Origin of the sequence: Mobiluncus holmesii ATCC 35242 (assembly GCF_000185445.1) — a bacterium.
In the GTDB taxonomy this organism is placed as follows: domain Bacteria; phylum Actinomycetota; class Actinomycetes; order Actinomycetales; family Actinomycetaceae; genus Mobiluncus; species Mobiluncus curtisii.
This window is the reverse complement of record NZ_GL622346.1, coordinates 1,081,171-1,099,947: the sequence shown is the minus strand read 5'-3', so window position 1 is coordinate 1,099,947 and position 18,777 is coordinate 1,081,171. Positions and strand designations below refer to the sequence as shown.

Genomic DNA, 18,777 nt, shown 5'->3' with positions numbered 1-18,777 from the left:
TGAGGAATGCTTACAAAAATGTCCTCTTTCTTTGTCCGCACCCTGCGTGAAGACCCGGTCGAAGCCGAAGTTGATTCCCACAAGTTACTGGTACGAGCCGGTTATATTCGCCGCGCCGCGCCAGGAATATACACCTGGCTGCCACTGGGGTTGAAAACGCTGCGGCGCGTGGAAAACATCGTGCGTGAAGAGATGGACCGCATTGGGGGACAGGAATTGCAGTTCCCGATGCTGCTCTCCAGCGAGCCTTACGTGGCGACGAACCGCTGGGAAGAGTTCGGTCCTTCACTGTTTAAGCTCAAGGACCGTAAAGAAGGGGATTACCTGCTGGCTCCCACCCACGAAGAAATGTTTACCCTGGCAGTAAAGGATATGTACACCTCGTACAAAGACCTGCCGGTCATTCTGTACCAGATGAAAGAAAAGTACCGTGACGAGGCTCGTCCGCGCGCGGGAATCATCCGGGGTCGCGAGTTCGTGATGAAAGACTCCTATTCCTTTGACCTGACGGACGATGGACTGGAACACTCCTACGCCCTGCACCGCGGGGCATACCGCCGGGTCTTTACCCGTCTCGGGCTGGATTTCGTGATCTGTCACGCGATGAGCGGTCCGATGGGCGGTTCCGCCTCCGAAGAATTCCTGTTTCCCTGCGCAATCGGTGAGGACACCTTCGTGAAGTCTCCCGGAGGTTACGCCGCCAACGCGGAAGCTGTCACCACCATCGCTCCTGAGCCCCTCCCTTATGACGACGCCCCGGCCGCGGAAGTGCGCCCGACTCCTGACGCCACCACGATTGAAGCGTTGGTTAACCAGGCGAATAAGCTCTATCCGCGCTCGGACCGACCTTGGGAAGCCAGTGACACCCTGAAGAACGTGGTGGTGGTCGCTGACTATCCTGACGGACGCAAAGAAGTGCTGGTCATCGGCGTGCCCGGCAACCGCGAAGTTGATATGAAACGCCTGGAGGCGAGCCTGTCTCCCGCTGACGTGCGTATGGCAGAAGCCAAAGACCTGGAGGCCTACCCGGATTTGGTTCCCGGTTACATCGGTCCGCAGGTCATCGGTCCGAACTCGTCGAAACGCACCACGGATGCCGACGGTAATCCTGTCGGTTCCCCGCGCTATCTGATAGATCCGCGAATTGTTCCGGGCACACGCTGGGTGGCAGGAGCCAACCAGCCGGGGATGCACGTGTTCAACCTGGTGTGTGGGCGCGATTTTACGGCAGATGCCACTATAGAAGCGGCGGAAGTCATGGAAGGCGACCCGGCTCCCGACGGCTCGGGACCGTTGACATTGGAACGTGGCATCGAAATCGGTCACATCTTTGCGTTGGGACGCAAGTATGCCAAAGCCCTGGGACTGAGTGTGCTGGATGAAAACGGGAAGTCACAAGTCGTGACGATGGGGTCGTACGGTATTGGTGTGTCGCGTCTGGTGGCGGCGATTGCCGAAGAAAACCACGACGATCGGGGGCTGATGTGGCCGCTCAATATCGCCCCGTTCCAGGTTCACGTGCTGGCCACCGGCAAAGATCCAGAGATTTTTGCCACCGCGGAAAAGCTCGCGTGCCAACTGGACGCGGCGGGTCTGCAGGTGCTGTATGACGACCGCCCCAAGGCTTCCGCTGGGGTAAAGTTCAAGGATGCGGAACTGCTGGGGATGCCATATGCACTGGTCGTGGGCAAGGGCTTGGCTGAAGGCAAGGTCGAAATCCGTCAGCGCCGCGAAGGCACGACTCAGGAAACGACCCCGGAAAGCTGCGTGGAGGAACTTTTGCAAGCCATCGAGAAAGAGGCGGCGAAAACAGCTTTCTCCCTAACTTCGATGGAGCTGATTGGCGAGCCTGATCAGTGGGAAAAGGATCAAAACTAGGCGCCCCGGCGACGGCAAAGAGAGGTCAACATGGCATTTCGAGAGATTCGCGTGGTAGGAGATCCCGTGCTGCGCACCCCTTGTGACTGGATTACGGACCCGCGTGACCCCGGCGTGAAACAGCTGGTCGAGGACCTGTTAGAGAACGTGGATGAGGACGGTCGCGCTGGGCTGGCAGCGAACCAAATCGGGGTCAGCCTGCGGGCATTTTCCTGGAATATTGACGGGGAAATCGGCTACGTTTTGAATCCGAAACTGGTCGCTATGAGCGAAGATGAATACCAGGACGGTGATGAGGGCTGCTTGAGCGTGCCAGGGCTGTTTTACCCTACAAAACGCGCTTGGTATGCCCGCGTAGAGGGCATCGACTTGGATGGAAAGCCACTGGTGGTAGAGGGCGAAGAGCTGATGGGGCGTTGCCTGCAGCATGAATGTGATCACCTGGAAGGTCACCTTTACCTGGACAAATTGGAGCGGAAATACCGCAAGGAAGCGTTGCAACAAATCCGGAAAATGGGTCTGTAGATTCCAGATTGACGTGCAACTGTCGCGCGTTTAGCGCATAATAGGAACATAAGTTACCTCGTTGTGATTCGGTGTTCGGAGGGGAAGCCGCAACACCGGCCCGTTGAGCTGTGACTCAACTCCCAAACAACAGGAGGTAACCATGAACCAATACACGCGGGGTGTCCTGTTTATTCACACGGCGCCCAGGGCGCTGTGCCCGCATATTGAATGGGCGGCGGGGACGGTACTAAATACCGAGGTCAATTTGGACTGGACGGTCCAAGAAGCCGACCCTGCGTTTTTCCGCGCCGAATTTTCCTGGGTGGGTATGGTTGGCACCGGTGCTAAGTTGGCTTCAGCTCTGCGTGGTTGGGAGCACCTGCGTTACGAAGTGACCGAGGACGCAGCTCCCGGCACGGACGGCGGACGCTGGTCTCACACTCCGGAATTGGGAATTTTTTATGCCCAAACCGACAGCGTGGGTAATGTGGTGGTACCCGAGGGACGGATTTTGGCAGCTTTGGAACACGCGGATAATCCTCTGCAAATGCGCCGTGAACTGGACTTAGCTTTGGGGCGCGCGTGGGACGAGGAACTTGAGCCCTATCGTTGGGCGGGGGTCGGTGCCCCGGTGAAGTACCTGCACAAGGTCGTTTGAGCCTGTTTCCGGGAGAGTAACTTTGGCATGGTGGGGATAGTCTGAAGTAAATTCCCCACGGAGGCATGGTTTCATATATCCTAAACTTATGACGAACAAGGCTTCCGCCCCTGCGGAACAAACTCAAAAGGATCGCGTAAACAAATCTCAGCTAGGTCTTGGTTTCGCCAAAGGGGCGATTATCCAAGAATTTTATTATGACGATGACGTTGACGAGGGGCTGCGTCATACCATCGAGGACTTCCTCGGAAACGAGTTGGTAGACGAGGACTACGGGGATGTCTCGGACGGGGCGCTGATTTGGTGGCGTGCCGAAGACGGCGAAGTTGATGATTTGGCAGATTTATTGGTTGATGCGTCTGGGAATCTCGACGATGGTGGGCTGATTTGGGTCATGTCTCCCGTGTCTGGCAAGCCGAATTCGGTGGATACCCAGTTCGTCGAGGAGGCTGCAAAAACCGCAGGTCTGCGGGTCATGTCTTCCTCTCACGTGAGCCCCGATTGGCTGGGAATCAGCCTCATGGCGCGCGGTGCAAACCGCTGAGATTCGCTTTTGCGAAATCCTTGCCCCACCCTGGTTTTAAGTTTCGGAAAAAGGGGCTAATGTCGTAAGATTTAGAAGCTTATGAAAACCAGGCGGGTCGGACTGTCCGGCAGACCGCATAAACGAACGATTTTGGAGACAAAGTGAAGAGCACTGTTGAAAACCTCAACCCCACAAAGGTCAAATTGGCAATCGAGGTTCCTTATCAGGAATTCAAACCCGAAATGGATAAGGTTTTCAAGGAATACGGCAAACAGGTCAACATTCCCGGTTTCCGCCGCGGACACGTTCCGGCGCGGGTGCTGGAATCCTACATCGGTCGCGGTGCGGTCATTGAGGAAGCGGTCAATCACGCGCTGCCGGAATATTACGGTCAAGCTGTGCAGGAGCATAAGATCGCTCCGATGGGTCAGCCTGACGTGGACGTGACCGATACCCCCAACGTAGAGGGCGCCGCCGGTGGCGATTTGAAGTTCACGGTGGAAGTGGAAGTACGCCCCGAGGTTAAGCTGCCGGACTTTTCTCAGCTGAGCTTGGAAGTTGACGCGATTAAAGACGACCCGAAAGCCCTGGAAACTGAGCTGGAGAACCTGCGTCGCCGTTTCGCGACTCTGAAGACCGTAGAACGCGCCGTTAAGCAGGACGATTTCGTCACTCTGGACCTGAAGAGCGAGATTGACGGCAAAGAGGTCGATTCCCTGAATCAAACCTCCTATCACGTAGGTGCTGGCGGGCTCGTCGAAGGTCTGGATGAGGCCTTGAAAGGTCTGAAAGCTGGAGAAACCAAGACATTTGAGACGCAGCTGAAGTCTGGACCGCACGGGGGAGAAACCGCCCAGGTGACGGTGACTGTGGATTCCGTAAAGGAACAGGTCCTGCCAGAAGCGGACGACGAATTCGCCATGATGGTTTCCGAGTACGACACCATTGCTGATCTAAAGAAAGAACTTGCGGAAAACGTGGACCGACAGGCTCGGGCAACACAGGCTATGGCAGCTCGTGACAAGCTGGTGGAAAAGCTGCGCGAAGAGCTCGAATTCCCGTTGCCCCAAGGGATTTTGGATGAAACCGTGGCGGCACAGCTCGGAGAGGACGCCAGCGAGGATGACAAGAAGAAAGCTCAGGAAGCTGTTGAGCAGGATTTGAAAGTTCAGATTATCTTGGACGCTCTGGCAGAAGAGCGCCAGATGAACGTGTCGCAGCAGGAGCTGCTGGAGTTTGTGCTCCAGACCGCGCAGGCTTACGGCATGGACCCCTCCATGTTGTTGCAAAGTGCTGAACAGAACAACCGGATTCCCGCATTTATTCAGGAAATCGCTCGGAACAAGTCCATCGCGGCGGCCCTCGGGGAGGTCACCGTAAAAGACACGAACGGTGAGGTCGTGGACTTGAAGGACTTCGTTGGTGAGGACGAGGACGCGGAAGAAGACACGGACACCGAGGAAAAGTAAATCTTGAGCAAAAGGCGGGTCCCGGCACAGACTGGGACCCGCCTTTTGCCATACCCGCCGTCGCCCCCCGTAGAGGCAAACTGAAGGAAAAACTGTGGGACCAGACTTGTGCAAAAAAGTGAATCAAATCGGCTAACCCCCCGACCGGGCGCATCCGGGCAAACTTGGGCTTAGCCCATAGCGAAACCGGGTGAATGCAACGCGAATGACGCGCAATTTTCCGTTAGGGTTAAGTGAACCAAGCGAGGAGGAAACGTGACCGTAGTTAATCGCGACGAAGATACGCCCGATGTACCCACGGGTGGGTTTATTTACAAGCGCCTGCTCAAAGAGCGCATTATTTGGCTGGGCGATGAGGTCAGCCAGGAAAATGCCAATGCGATTTGCGCCCAGATGTTGCTGTTGGCGGCCGAGGACCCGGATTCTGACATCTACCTATACATCAATTCTCCCGGCGGCTCCGTCACCGCGGGCATGGCAATCTATGACACCATGCAGTATGTGAAGCCAGACGTGGTGACCGTGGCGATGGGAATGGCGGCATCTATGGGACAGTTCTTGCTGACTGCCGGAACCAAAGGCAAGCGTTTCGCGACGCCCCACGCACGCATCCTCATGCACCAGCCGCTCGGTGGGGTGCAAGGCACTGCCTCTGAAGTGCGGATTAACGCTGACTTGATTCTGGCGATGAAACACGAATTGGCACAGATTACTGCCGAACGCACCGGTCACACCCTGGAAGAAATCACCAGGGACGCGGATCGTGACCACTGGTTTACCGCTCAAGAAGCCCTGGAATATGGGTTTATTGATGCGGTGGTAGAGAGCGCTGCTGCGGTACAAAGCTCAAATAAGGGGGAGTAATGAGGCATTATCAAGGTAATTTAGGAATGACCGGAGCCGGGATTGCTGCGGTTTCGCCCATGAATGCGTCTGTCCCCGCGGGGATGGCTCCGGCAATGCCCAGTGCGCGCTATATCTTGCCGACTTTCGAGGAACGCACGGCGTACGGATACAAACGCCAGGACCCTTATGCAAAACTGTTTGAGGATCGGATCGTGTTCCTGGGTAACCAGGTCGACGATGCTTCTGCCGACGATGTGATGGCGCAGCTGCTGGTGCTGGAGAGCCAAGATCCCGATTCACTCATTACCATGTACATCAACTCTCCTGGCGGGTCTTTTACCGCGATGACGGCGATTTATGACACGATGCAATACATTAAGCCTGAGATTCAGACGGTTTGCTTGGGTCAGGCAGCGTCCGCGGCGGCGGTGCTGCTGGCGGGGGGCGCTCCGGGCAAGCGCCTGGCGCTACCCAACGCGCGGGTGCTAATTCACCAGCCTGCCATTCAGGGCGCCCAGGGTCAGGCTACCGATTTGGCGATTATTGCTGAGGAAATCGACCGGATGCGGGCTTGGTTGGAGGAAACGCTGTCGAAGCATTCCAAGCGCAGCGTGGAGCAAATGCACGAGGACATCGACCGGGACAAGATTCTCACGGCTCCCCAGGCGCTGGAATATGGTCTGATTGACCAGGTGCTGGAACCGCGCAAGAGTACTGCAAACAGCTAAGTTATTTCAAATCTGGCTATGCGCGCCCCTGCTATTTTAGCGGGGGCGCGCATCACTAATCAGTCGGTCGACTCGCCGCTGGGTCGAGTTTGCTGCTGCTGCTGCTGCGTAATGAATCTCTCAGTTTGATATGTTTGCGTTAGTAAATGCACTCCTAAACGTCAGTATTTAGCCACCGACGAGAGTAAATCTGGGACTTACCCGTCAGACGCCAGAAACCTCGCGCGGTGCCGACGCAAGATTCTTGCCTGAAAAGCTCTATTGAACACCAAAACCCGCCGAGCGGCACCCCAGAGTCGTCTGATTGACCCTCAAAGGCGTGTTAACGAGAATAAAAACCTCTAAAACCATAGAATCGTAATCAGCCCGAACTCGTCTATGAGAGGAACTCATGTCACGCACTGCCGAATCGGTCGACCTGCTGAAGTGTTCTTTCTGTGGAAAGTCCCAGCGTCAGGTTCGTAAGCTCATCGCCGGTCCGGGCGTATATATCTGTGATGAATGCATCGAACTGTGCAATGACATTATTGCCGAGGAGCTCGAAGGCAGTCCCTCGGGCGGGTTGGATGTCTTGCCGACTCCGCATGAAATCTTTGATTTCCTGCAGGAATACGTGATTGGTCAGGAAAACGCGAAACGCGCCCTGTCTGTGGCGGTCTATAACCACTACAAGCGCGTGCGCGCCCAACGCCACGGCGAAGACACGGGCATGGAGCTGACGAAGTCGAATATCCTGTTGCTCGGTCCCACCGGAACCGGAAAGACGCACCTGGCGAGGTCTTTGGCACGCCTGTTGAAAGTCCCGTTCTGTATCGTGGACGCTACCGCCCTGACCGAAGCCGGCTACGTGGGCGAGGACGTGGAAAACATCCTGCTGCGCTTGATTCAAGCCGCCGATGGGGACGTGAAAAAGGCCGAACGCGGCATCATCTATATCGATGAAATCGACAAGATTTCCCGTAAGGGCGAAAACGCCTCCATCACTCGTGACGTGTCCGGCGAGGGCGTGCAGCAGGCTCTGCTAAAGATTATCGAGGGCACGACCGCCTCCGTGCCGCCGCAGGGCGGGCGCAAGCATCCGCATCAGGAATTTATCGAGATTGATACCTCCTCGATTCTGTTCATTGCTGCCGGGGCGTTTGCGGGTCTCGATGAAATTGTGAAAGCTCGCTTAGGGCAGCGCTCCACCGGGTTTGGCTCGGACCTCAAGTCCGTAAAAGAACACGGCGACCTGTTTGCTAAAGTGACCCCCGACGACCTGCATAAGTTCGGTTTGATTCCGGAGTTCATCGGTCGTCTGCCGGTCATTACCAATGTGTCAGCCCTGGATGTTGACGATTTATCACGGGTCTTGACCGAGCCAAAGAACGCCATCCTCAAGCAATACCAGCATCTGTTTGAGCTTGACGGGGTGAAGTTGACTTTCACCGATGCGGCGATTCACGCGGTGGCCGAGCTGGCTGAGAAACGCGGTACCGGGGCGCGTTCGCTGTCGACCCTGATGGAAAATACTCTCTCTCAAATCATGTTTGACCTGCCTTCGCGTGACGATGTGGCAGAAGTCATTATCGAAGCGGAGTGTGTGTTTGAGGGCGCAGAGCCTACCTACGTGCTACAGGATGTTCCCGGTGGCTCGGTCGCAAAGACTGCCTAACGTTTAGGTCACCAGGGTCCTCGGCGGGTTCTCGCGGAAGTGGCGGTTTCGCGGGGGTGACTTCGTTTTGCGATTTGAGATATTTTCCTGTGGTGTGGTGACCCAGTAAAGTGAGAAGGGACCCTAGTAAAGAGGCAAAAATGAACACTGCGCAAGCCGAAGCTATCGCCGCGAACCCGCCGCAAACCCCTGCTGAACTTAAGGAATATCGCGCCACCATCGACAACATCGACGCGGCGCTGGTGCATCTGCTGGCAGAGAGGTTCCGTTGCACCCAAAAAGTCGGACAGCTAAAAGCACGGCTGGATTTGCCGCCGGCTGACCCTGAGCGCGAGGCACAGCAGGTGGCGCGGCTCCAGGCTTTGGCGGTGTCGTCGGGATTGGATCCAGAGTTTGCCAAGAAGTTCCTGCGGTTTATCGTTGATGAGGTCATCCGGCACCACGAAGCGGTGCGGGAGACACCCTCCCGCTAATATTTGGACGCGATTTTCTGGCTGGTCAAGGCGGTTTTCCCGGTAATTAGGTAAGGCGAGCCTTGCTAATTGTTTTGTGCTATGTCATGATTGGCAGCGTCATTAAATCGTTAAGGAGAAAATCCCATGAAAGATAAAATCATTGGTTCACTGCCCACCATTGTGTTGGGACTGCTCATTGCCATCGCGCCCCGGACTTTTGCACCGGTTTGCGAGTTCGCTGCCAAGCATCATTCAGGCATGGAACATATGTCCGGGATGAAAGACTCCGGTGGTATGGAAAATATGGATCACATGGAACACATGGATCATATGGGTCAGGCTGGTAAGGCTATGGGTGAAGCTCATGACCACATGGCGTGCTACTGGACTGCTCAAGCCAGCTTAGGGATTGGAATCCTCCTGTTGGTCATCGGTTTGATTGCGTTTTTCGTGAACGCTCAGATTCGTACCGGTCTGAACATTAGTGCGGCGCTCATCTACGTGCTGGAAATCTTGATTGTCACCGTGCTGATTGGCGTATGCAAGAACGAAGAGATGTCTTGCAGCCTTTACGCCAAGCCGACGCTGCTGGCGTTGAGCTGTGTGGGCATCCTGGCAGTTGCTGGGGCGATATTCCTGGATCAAAAGAAGCGCCCGGTAGCTCAGAAAGCGGCGGCCTAATCCGTCATGCAAAGCAGCCAAATCACCTGGGGCAAACTCCCTTTTCGCAATCTTAAATATTACCGTTATCGCAGCTTAGGACTGTTCTTGGTAGCGGTCCTGCTCAGCGGGATAACGTTTGCGGCGGGGATGGTCTCGCTGAACCTCAGTCAGGGGTTGTCATCGGTCAAAGAACGCCTGGGGGCGGACATAATGGTCGTGCCCTCTCAGTTTGAGCAATCCGCAAAGGATATTTACCTTTGCGGGGGCAAGCCGAGCGGATTCCTGCTGCAAGATGATGTGGCTGATTTGGTTGCTAACGTTGCCGGTGTAGAGCGGGTAACCACGCAGACCTATATTGCTTCTCTGATGGCAAGCTGCTGCGAAGTGAGGCTGCAAATTATCGGCATCGATCCGGACACCGACTTCGTGATTAAGCCCTGGATTCAAGCCACTTATTCTCGTGGTTTGCAGGACGGGGAACTGGTCGCAGGGTCCAAAGTCCAAATCAACGCCCAAGGCAAGATTCGCCTGTTTAACTATGAATTCCCCGTGAGCGCGCGGCTGGCTCCGACCGGCACGAACCTGGATTCTTCCGTGTTTGCCAATCTGGCGACCACAAAGATTTTGGCGCGCCAAGCCGAAAAGGTGGGACATCCGGTCTTGCCCACAGATGAGATTGGACATCGGGTTTCTGCCGTGATGGTAAAGGTCAAGCCTGGTTACGCTCCGGAAGAAGTGGCGCAGTATATCTCCAAATCTCCGCAGTTGGAGGGACTGGGCTTTGTGTCCGCTAACGGGATTAGTTCCCGGCTCAAAGAAGGAGTGGGACACATTGTGGGTGCGCTGCAGATTTTTCTGATTATCTTTTGGGCAGTTTCCCTAGCAGTGCTGGTGACTGTCAACTGGGTCAGCGTCATGTCGCGGAGCAAAGAACTGGGTTCGCTGCGAATTATGGGTGCGACGAAGCGGATGCTCACCACAATGCTGCTCAAGGAAAATCTGTTGATTAGCGTGGGCGGCAGCATACTGGGGTTGGGCTTCAGCGCGGCGCTGATGCACCCCTTCGGCAACGCTATCCAAAAGGCTTTGAAACAGCCCTATCTGCAAAGTGACCTGTGGAGTCAGTGTTCTCTGGCTGTCCTCATCCTGGTGACAGTGTGTCTGGGGGCGGCTCTGGCTAGCGCGGTTTCAGCGATTCGCATCTTGCAAAAAGAAACCTACAAGGCTGTGCGGGAGGGTCAATAGATGCTGCTGGAACTGTGTGCGGTTACGAAGAAGTTTTCGCGGCGAGGACGCGATTTTAACGCGGTAGACCAGGTCAGCCTGGAGATAGATGCCAATCAGTTTGTAGTCATTTCAGGCAAATCGGGTAACGGGAAAACGACCCTGCTAAACCTGATGATGGGTTTGCTGCGTCCCAGTTCCGGAACGGTTCAGGTGGCAGGGCAGGACTTGTCCCGCCTCTCGGATCGGGAGCTGTCCCAACTGCGCCGGTTTCGTTTGGGGATGGTTACGCAACAGCAGACCCTGGTAAGTTCCCTCAACGTGTTGGATAACGTGGTGCTGCCCGCGACTTTGCCGGCACAAGGGCGTTCCACGCGGAAAAAGTCTCCCGTAGCGGTGGAGTCGTTGCCCGTCAATCGTGCGTTAGATTTACTGGAAAAGCTCGACATTGCAGACCTATCACACGCTTGGCCCGCGGAGCTGTCCGGGGGAGAGATGCGTCGAGTCGCTATCGCTCGTGCGCTTATGACCCAACCGGAGGTTCTATTAGCAGACGAACCTACCGGGGATTTGGATGAGGCTTCCACCGCGGCGGTATTGCGACTTTTCCGGGAGCTGACTCAGGAGGGGCACGCGGTTGTCATGGTCACGCACGACACCGCCGCTTATGAATACTGTAACCGCAGATTTACTATGCTTAAGGGCTGCTTGGAAGAGTCACGTTAGACCGCGAGGAGCGACTGCAGGGAAATCTGTTTTACACCGTCCAAGGTTGCTATATAAATAAGGCAAGGCTTGCCTGATTAATTATTTTTTTGTAGCCTTGACATGTTTCGATTTGGAAAGAAGTTGATGGAATCGTGAACGCAACCAGAAATCTGCCCTCCCCTTGGGCACGAGGACTACGGTTTATTTTAGGCTTTTTTGCTCTGGTAGTGGCACTGGCGTTCGGGGGTCTGATTTGGCCCAGCGCAGCCGCATCCCAAGACTCCGACCTAGGTAAATGGGCTGACGTGGTGGAAGTAATGCAGGAAAAGCTGAACGCGGTTCCAGAAGCGGGAGACCCGAGTGCGGTCCAGACTCTGATTCGCCAAGCCTACTATGAGAACTACCAGACAAGTGGTTTGGAAGACCAGGTTAAACACGCATTGGGGCGTGATGTCGACGACCAGTTCGTCGCCGAACTATTAAACTTGCGGAATCTCAGCCGTGACGGGGCGAGCCCGGAGCAACTCCGAGAAGCCAGCGACAAAGTCGTCGTCTCCCTGAAAGATACGGTAACTAAGCTAATCAAAGCTCCGAAGGTGTCTGATCAATGGAGCAGGGTAGCGGAAACAATTGCGCAAACTATCACCGATGCGCAAAGCGCCTATGTCAAGGGGCAGGCTAATCGAGCCTTCACCCTGGCTACCGAAGCCTATCTGGGGCATTACGAGGCTGACGGGTTTGAAAACAACACCATTGTGCATAAAGGATTCAGCCGGGTAACCGAGATCGAAGGCATGTTCAGCGACTTGCGACAGGGCTACAAAGACGGTCGCAGCCAAGATCAACAGGAGAAACTCGGGAAGGATTTGATTTCGAAGCTCGTTGAGGATGCACAGTTCCTGGATGAAAAAACGCAGGACACCGGACCGCTGGGGATTTCCGGTTTCTTTGCTGCTTTCCTGATTCTGTTGCGTGAGGGCGCGGAGGCGCTGCTGGTGGTGGCAGCGTTGGTGACTTACGCGTTGAAAGCGGGACGGCGTGACCAGCTACGTGGAATCCTGGTGGGTGTGATTATCGCCGTGGTCCTTTCTATCGGTTTGGCTATCCTGTTTGGTCAACTCAGCGCCAGCGTACAGAGCGGAATGGGGCAGGAACTGCTCGAAGGCGTCACCGGTCTGGCGGCAGCCCTCATGCTGATTTACGTGTCCAACTGGATTCTCAGCAAGTCAAGTGGCAAGCGTTGGGAAGAATACATTAAAGCGACTGCGGGTGAAAAGACTGCCTCGGGAGGCGTTTTTGCCCTGGCGTTTGTGTCTTTCCTCACCGTAGCCAGGGAGGGCGCCGAAACAATCCTGTTCTTTTACCCGATTGTCGCCGGGGCGAAGACCCACAGCGATTATTGGTATATCGTTGCGGGTGGCTTGACCGCGGTAGTCATCCTGGCAATTCTATTTGTGCTGGTATGGCAGTTCGGGGTACGTTTGCCACTCAAGCCTTTCTTTAAGTGGACGTCGATATTGCTAGCGTTGCTGGCTATAGCTATCGTGGGTGGGGCGATTAAAGAGCTGCAAGAAGCTGCTTTGGTCGGGGCACACGTGGTGCCTTCCGTTCCTACCGTGGTGTTCTTGGGAATCTATCCCACCGCGGAAACCCTCGTCGCTCAGATTATCGTCGCCGCAGTTTTGGTCGGTTTGGCGCTGCTGCAACGCCACCAGGCAAAGGCTGACAAATCCACGACGGGTGCAGACCAGACTCAATCCGACACCTCGGTCGCGGATAATAATGATAAAGCTCCCGAAGAACACTCTTCGAGGGAACACACACAAGACGCTGTCGAAGCGCACAGCGGAAAGGAAAAATAATGAAGAAGAAGCTACTGGCTCTGGCAGCCGTCCTGGCGTTGGGAGCGAGCCTCAGCGGTTGTGGCGGAAACTCTGCAAACAACCAGGCTAAGCCTCAGGATTCCAAACCGGCGGCCTCGTCTGAGCAGGAACAACCGGAAACCCCCAGCGATCCCAATGTTGTGGGTATCAAGGAGATCCCGGTCGGCGATTCTGGCGAGCAAAGCAACGGGCCACTGAATGTAAACGTCGTTTATTTCCAGGCTGTCGATATGGAACATGGCTCAATGAAGATGCCTCCGGCTTCCGAGTCCGATATGCACTTTGAAATTGACGTCTCGACCAATGAAAAGGCCGAAGAATTCGGCTACCCGGCAGATACTTTCATGCCTTACCTGGATGACCTCAAGGTCGTGGTTAAAGATCAAAAGACCGGTGAGGAAACTGACCTGGGCACCATGATGCCGATGATTGCGGTCGATGGTCCCCACTACGGTAACAACATCAAGCTCAAGCCCGGTCTGTACGATGTGACCATCACCATCCCCTCTCCGGCAGACAAGTTCATGCTGCACACCGGTAAGGACTCCTCTGCAGTGAAGGGACGCTTCTGGAAGGAACCGCTGAAGTTCGAGTTCAAGAACTGGCAGTGGGACGGGCAGATTCTCTAAGTAGATTTCATTGCTCAAGTTATTTGTTGTCGCCCTCCGCTATGGGCTGCCACTCTTCGTGCCGCTGGCAATTCTGCTGGCAACACGACCGCACACGCCGATGGAACGCCGAGTTGTTGCTCGGATTACCACCGTCGTGCTGGTAGTGGCAGCCCTAGCGGCGGCGATTTTGGCATGGTTTCGACTGAATACGAACCTGATAGATGTTCCCACCATGAACTTCTATCTGGTTCCAGTAATGCTGATTTGCTCTCTGGGCTTCCTGGGGATGTCTTGGTGGTTTGGTGCGGCCGACCTCTATGACATTAAACAAAGCGCTAAGCATCGGGCGCTGCTGGTAGTCTCGCTGTTGACTGCGGTGAGTATCATCATCAATTTCGGCTTTGAATACGCATTTTCTACCGATGAAATCGTGCTGATGGGGTCCTCCCCATTAGAAACTGAATCGCTGGCACGATTTGCCGGCTTTGTGTTTGGTTCTTTGCTGGTGGTCATCGCTGGATGGGCGTATGTACACGCGACCAAGCTGGTTCCCGCGATGGTGCGTTTGGCAATTACTACCGCGGTGTTTTTGGTAGTCATCGGTCCGCGCTCTATCCTGCTCTATCAGCAGCTCGCCGCTCGTGGTTTCCTGCCCCGCTCGCGGACCATTTTTGAACTCGTGTTGTGGATTCAAAATGCCAACACCGTCATGCTGCTGACTCTGGTGGTACTCACCGCCATTCCCGGCATCATCGCCATTTGGTTCAGCTCCAAACCCGTCAATGTTTCCGGACCGGAAGCACGTTTAGCAAAAGCGGATCGAATTTCTCGCCGTCACTTTTTGGAGCTGGCATTGGGGGGTACGGTCGTCTTCGTTTCTGCTTTGACTGTCGGTAAACGTGTGGCAGAAGCCGTGCCTGAGCTATCCCCGATAGAGCCGTCCACTGTGAAGGGCAATATCGTTTCCGTGAGCCGTGAACTCGTGTCTGATGGACACCTGCACCGGTTTGCTTACGTGACCAAAGACGGCACCCAGGTACGTTTCATCGTCATTAAAAAGAACGCCGTGGCTTATGGCTGCGGTCTCGATGCATGTGAAATCTGCGGCGAATCCGGTTACTACGAAGACGGCGGAAAAGTCATTTGCCGACGCTGCGGAGTAATGATGAACATTCAAACTATTGGTTTCCCCGGTGGCTGCAATCCCATTCCGATTAAGTATGAAGTGGGCCCGAAAGAATTGCGGTTTTTTGCTGACGAGCTGAACGGGCACGCCAAAATCTTTAAAACCAAAATAATCTAAGGCTCTAAGGTAAAGTTTCCATGTTCTTTTTCAGGATGATTTTCAAGGCGTTACGTCGGCAGGTCGGCAAGCGCCTCATGATTGCGGTGACGATATTCTTAGGAGCGGGACTCACGACTTCCATGCTGGCAGTCATGCTGGACGTGGGGGACAAAATCAAGCAGGAACTCGGTTCTTACGGTGCCAATATCCAAGTCCTGCCGCAAGGAAAATCCGTCGTTTCCCAACTCTATGACTTCGAGGATACGGATAGTTCAGCAAATACCCAGTCCGGAGCGCTACAGGAATCCGAACTGGCAAAGCTGAAAACCATATTTTGGGCGTACAACATCGAAAACTTTGCCCCGTTCCTAGAGACCAAGGCGGAGTATTCCGGTCACGATGTCGATGTGGTCGGTACTTGGTTTCGCAAGAAGCTGGCTATTCCCACGGGGGAAAAAGTCGATACCGGCATGGCAGACATGCGCGACTGGTGGGAAGTGAAAGGCAGCTGGCCGAAGGCTCCCGACGAAGTCATGGTTGGAACGAAACTGGCAAAGCAAAACGGTTGGCACTTGGGGGATTCACTCACGTTGCAACCGCCACCCGGGATATCCGGCTCCGCGCCCAGTCCCACCCTGACTATCAGCGGCATTTTTACCTCCGGTTCCAATGAAGACCGGCAGCTTTTCGCTGATTTGAGCATAGCCCAGACACTGTCCAATCGTCCGGGGCAGGTCGATAGGGTTGAGGTCCGGGCTATCACCACGCCAGAAAATGACCTGTCACGTCGAGCTGCCCGCGATCCGAGCTCGCTGTCACTGGATGACTGGGAGACGTGGTATTGCACCGCTTATACTTCCTCAATCGCCTATCAAATTGAGGAAGTCATGAGCAATGCCGTGGCCACTCCCGTCCACCAAATCGCCGACAGTGAGGGCACGATTCTGGAGAAAACCCAGCTAATTATGACTCTGGTAGCAATCTTGGCCATGGCGGGATCCGCTCTGGGCATTGCTAACCTGGTGACCGCTTCAGTGATGGAACGTTCTGCCGAAATCGGACTGATGAAAGCCCTAGGAGCGCGCAATCTGTTCGTGGTGCTGATGATTTTGACGGAAACGTTCCTCGTGAGCCTGGTTGGAGCCGCCTTCGGGTGTCTGGGCGGCATCGGGCTGGCACAACTGGTCGGTCACCTCGTATTTGGGGTCAGTATCAATATCCGCCCGGTGGTGTTCCCCCTGATGGCGGTCATCGTAGGCATGACTGTTTTGCTGGGCTGTTTACCTTCCATCCGGGCGCTGGTGACTTTGCAGCCGGCACGAGTCCTGCACAGAAAGTAGGCGGGAATGAATTCACACAAACGAATGTTCGTGCGCATCATCTGGAAAGCGTTCGCGCACCGTTTCTCACGAGTTTTAATTGCTTCCCTAGCAATCGCCATGGGCGCCTCTACCCTCTCCGGGCTGGGGCTGGTGGCGGTGACGGTTCCCGACTATATTGCCAAGGAATTGCGCTCTTTTGGAGCAAACCTGGTGGTGCTGCCGCAAGGTTCCAACGTAATTACCCCCGAAACCGTGTCTGCCATAGACCGGCAGTGTGGCGAGAGCCTGTTGGGGCGGGCTGGATATAGCTACGGTAACCTGCTCTATGGACAACAGCCTGTGCCCCTCATGGTGACGAAATTCGCCGATGCTCGCTCGGTTCGTCCCTACTGGTCAATCGAGGGGAAAGTGCCGCAGGGCAGCGAACAGATTCTGTTAGGTGTGAACCTCGCAGACAAGTTCCGTCTGCACGTTGGTGACCTGATTGGACTCAAGGTGGCGCAACTGCGGGAAAGCAACAATGCGGAGAACTCAGGAGACTCTAACCATTCCGGCAAACAGTTGGAAATTTCCGGGCTGCTGCGCACCGGTGGTCCCGAGGACGACTTGGCGGTGTTAAGCCCGGATAGTTACGCTGCCATGGGTGGTGTCGCCGACCACTACAGTTTGGTGGAATATTCCCTGAAAGGCGACACGTCCCAGCTCAGTACCTTAGCGAAAACCATTGAGAAAAAGGTCAGCGGGATTGACGCTGAGGTGGTGCGCCGGACTACGCAAAACGAAACGCGCATCGCCCATACGCTCAGTAACCTGATTTGGGTGGTCAGTATTATTATTTCCGCCCTAATGCTGATTGCGGTATCCGCAACACTGAGTTCGATTGTGTCGGAACGTTCTCGAGAAATTGGACTGAAAAAGGCTTTGGGTGCTTTGAGCAAGGACGTGTTCGAGGAGTTGATTGGAGAGTCTATACTGCTTGGGCTGTTCGGAGGCTTCTTGGGAGTGCTGCTGGGAATTGGACTGGCTGATTACATATTGCAAAAAGTATTCCTGGCGCGAGTAGAAATTAACTGGATAATTATTATCCTCACGATTGTGTTTTCGGTAGCGGTAGCGGTTATCGGCTCTCTCTGGCCGGCTAAACGCATTGCCCGGATTAATCCTATAAACGTTCTTGGTGGAGAGTGAGAATGCTATGGCAGAAAATGTTGATAAACAACTGATTTATCGAGTAGAGAATGTGTCACGTAAATATGGCGAGTTGGCAGCGCTGGATAACGTTAGTCTGGACGTGACCAAAGGCGAGTGGCTCTCCGTGGTGGGACCTTCCGGTTCAGGCAAGTCAACCTTGATGAATATCTTGGGATGCCTGGATTCTCCTACCGAAGGACTGGTTTATCTGGAGGGGGAGCGCCTGGACAAGATGGGTGAGCTGGAATTGGCAGCTGTCCGCCGTCGCAAGATTGGTCTCATCTTTCAACAGTTCCACTTGGTCAAGCACCTTTCCGCGGTGGAGAACGTGATGATGGCACAGTATTACCACTCCTTACCCGATGAAACCGAAGCAATGGAGGCTCTGGACCGTGTGGGCATGTCAGCTCGCGCCACCCACCTCCCTCATGAACTGTCCGGAGGGGAGCAGCAGCGCGTGTGCGTGGCTCGTGCCCTCATCAATCACCCCTCCGTCATCCTGGCAGACGAACCGACCGGTAACCTCGACGAGGCAAACGAAAACATCGTGATTGATTTCTTTTCGCAGCTGCACCGAGAAGGTACCACGCTGCTGGTCGTCACCCACGATGCCAATGTCGCCCGGCAAGGTCAACGCCAAATTATTTTGGAACATGGCAAAATCACCAGCGAAGTCCACAATAAGCCGCAAACTTCCGCGGCAGGCACGCCGGAGGCGCCGGAAACAGGAGGTAAAGATGCGTAAAACCACCGCGGGGGCATTGCTCGCCATCGGCATGGTCGCCCTGAGCGGCTGTGCATCTTATCCGGCGGCCTCAACTTTGCCCGATGGGCAATACGCGGGAAGCTCACAGCCCGAAGAAGACGGTACCGTTGGCAAAGTTCGCTTCACGATTAAAGGCGGTCAGGTAGTTAACGCCGAGTTCCGTCTCTACGACAAAGACGGGACGCCGCATGATGAAAATTACGGCAAGACCGCCAGTGGCACGGTAGACACGGAGTTCTATCAGCGCGCCCAAGACGCTATCAGTGCTGAACAGCGCTATGTGCAGCAGTTCCAGAAAACCGGAGACCAAAATAAGGTCGATAGGGTGGCGGGGGCGTCTCTGTCGCATCGGTTATTCCTCGACGCGGTAGAGGCGGCTATGGATACCGCGCAAAAGTAGGCG

At 55.0% G+C, this 18,777-nt stretch carries 19 protein-coding genes; all 19 read left to right on the top strand.

Features of this window, described 5'->3' with window-relative positions:
* Positions 1 to 6 precede the first annotated feature (6 nt).
* The 19 genes from HMPREF0576_RS04750 (at position 7) to HMPREF0576_RS04660 (ending at position 18,774) form a co-directional block, all read left to right on the top strand.
* Positions 7 to 1,878, top strand: coding sequence for a proline--tRNA ligase (locus HMPREF0576_RS04750; protein ID WP_004010907.1), 1,872 nt, complete (start codon positions 7 to 9; stop codon positions 1,876 to 1,878).
* Between the two features lie 30 nt (positions 1,879 to 1,908).
* Positions 1,909 to 2,403: a peptide deformylase gene (locus HMPREF0576_RS04745; RefSeq protein WP_004007063.1), complete on the top strand. Its 495-nt coding sequence runs from the start codon at positions 1,909 to 1,911 to the stop codon at positions 2,401 to 2,403.
* Positions 2,404 to 2,545: 142 nt separating this feature from the next.
* A complete protein-coding gene (locus tag HMPREF0576_RS04740; protein WP_004010906.1) occupies positions 2,546 to 3,043 on the top strand; it encodes a DUF3145 domain-containing protein in 498 nt (165 codons plus the stop codon).
* Positions 3,044 to 3,131: 88 nt separating this feature from the next.
* Positions 3,132 to 3,587 carry a DUF3052 domain-containing protein gene (locus HMPREF0576_RS04735; protein WP_004007061.1) on the top strand — a complete coding sequence of 152 codons (456 nt, stop codon included), beginning with the start codon at positions 3,132 to 3,134 and terminating at the stop codon, positions 3,585 to 3,587.
* Between the two features lie 143 nt (positions 3,588 to 3,730).
* On the top strand, positions 3,731 to 5,038 hold the full coding sequence (gene tig / locus HMPREF0576_RS04730; RefSeq protein ID WP_004010905.1) for a trigger factor: 1,308 nt from the start codon (positions 3,731 to 3,733) through the stop codon (positions 5,036 to 5,038).
* A 255-nt stretch (positions 5,039 to 5,293) separates the two neighbouring features.
* Positions 5,294 to 5,902, top strand: a complete 609-nt coding sequence (locus HMPREF0576_RS04725) for an ATP-dependent Clp protease proteolytic subunit (protein ID WP_004007059.1) — start codon at positions 5,294 to 5,296, stop codon at positions 5,900 to 5,902.
* 59 nt (positions 5,903 to 5,961) lie between these two features.
* Positions 5,962 to 6,612, top strand: coding sequence for an ATP-dependent Clp protease proteolytic subunit (locus HMPREF0576_RS04720; protein ID WP_036324536.1), 651 nt, complete (start codon positions 5,962 to 5,964; stop codon positions 6,610 to 6,612).
* Positions 6,613 to 7,003: 391 nt separating this feature from the next.
* Positions 7,004 to 8,266: an ATP-dependent Clp protease ATP-binding subunit ClpX gene (clpX, locus tag HMPREF0576_RS04715; protein WP_004010904.1), complete on the top strand. Its 1,263-nt coding sequence runs from the start codon at positions 7,004 to 7,006 to the stop codon at positions 8,264 to 8,266.
* Positions 8,267 to 8,406: 140 nt separating this feature from the next.
* Positions 8,407 to 8,739 carry a chorismate mutase gene (locus HMPREF0576_RS04710; RefSeq protein ID WP_004010903.1) on the top strand — a complete coding sequence of 111 codons (333 nt, stop codon included), beginning with the start codon at positions 8,407 to 8,409 and terminating at the stop codon, positions 8,737 to 8,739.
* A gap of 126 nt (positions 8,740 to 8,865) precedes the next feature.
* Positions 8,866 to 9,402, top strand: coding sequence for a DUF4418 family protein (locus tag HMPREF0576_RS04705; protein ID WP_004007054.1), 537 nt, complete (start codon positions 8,866 to 8,868; stop codon positions 9,400 to 9,402).
* Between the two features lie 87 nt (positions 9,403 to 9,489).
* Positions 9,490 to 10,629, top strand: coding sequence for an ABC transporter permease (locus HMPREF0576_RS04700; RefSeq protein ID WP_245527336.1), 1,140 nt, complete (start codon positions 9,490 to 9,492; stop codon positions 10,627 to 10,629).
* Complete coding sequence (locus HMPREF0576_RS04695) at positions 10,630 to 11,334, top strand: ABC transporter ATP-binding protein (protein ID WP_004010902.1); 705 nt, start codon at positions 10,630 to 10,632, stop codon at positions 11,332 to 11,334.
* A gap of 134 nt (positions 11,335 to 11,468) precedes the next feature.
* Positions 11,469 to 13,178: an FTR1 family iron permease gene (locus HMPREF0576_RS04690; protein WP_004010901.1), complete on the top strand. Its 1,710-nt coding sequence runs from the start codon at positions 11,469 to 11,471 to the stop codon at positions 13,176 to 13,178.
* Positions 13,178 to 13,828, top strand: coding sequence for an iron transporter (locus HMPREF0576_RS04685; protein WP_004007050.1), 651 nt, complete (start codon positions 13,178 to 13,180; stop codon positions 13,826 to 13,828). Before HMPREF0576_RS04690 ends, HMPREF0576_RS04685 begins: the two co-directional genes overlap by 1 nt.
* A gap of 10 nt (positions 13,829 to 13,838) precedes the next feature.
* On the top strand, positions 13,839 to 15,113 hold the full coding sequence (locus HMPREF0576_RS04680; protein WP_004007049.1) for a DUF2318 domain-containing protein: 1,275 nt from the start codon (positions 13,839 to 13,841) through the stop codon (positions 15,111 to 15,113).
* A 20-nt stretch (positions 15,114 to 15,133) separates the two neighbouring features.
* Complete coding sequence (locus HMPREF0576_RS04675; protein WP_004007048.1) at positions 15,134 to 16,435, top strand: ABC transporter permease; 1,302 nt, start codon at positions 15,134 to 15,136, stop codon at positions 16,433 to 16,435.
* A gap of 6 nt (positions 16,436 to 16,441) precedes the next feature.
* Entirely contained in the window at positions 16,442 to 17,605 is a 1,164-nt protein-coding gene (locus HMPREF0576_RS04670; RefSeq protein ID WP_245527335.1) for an ABC transporter permease, read from the top strand.
* The gene (locus tag HMPREF0576_RS04665) at positions 17,595 to 18,353 is read left to right on the top strand and encodes an ABC transporter ATP-binding protein (RefSeq protein ID WP_004010899.1); all 759 of its coding nucleotides are present in this window, start codon (positions 17,595 to 17,597) and stop codon (positions 18,351 to 18,353) included. The genes HMPREF0576_RS04670 and HMPREF0576_RS04665 overlap by 11 nt, the downstream gene beginning before the upstream one ends.
* Positions 18,346 to 18,774, top strand: a complete 429-nt coding sequence (locus HMPREF0576_RS04660; protein WP_004007045.1) for an FMN-binding protein — start codon at positions 18,346 to 18,348, stop codon at positions 18,772 to 18,774. The genes HMPREF0576_RS04665 and HMPREF0576_RS04660 overlap by 8 nt, the downstream gene beginning before the upstream one ends.
* Positions 18,775 to 18,777 lie beyond the last annotated feature (3 nt).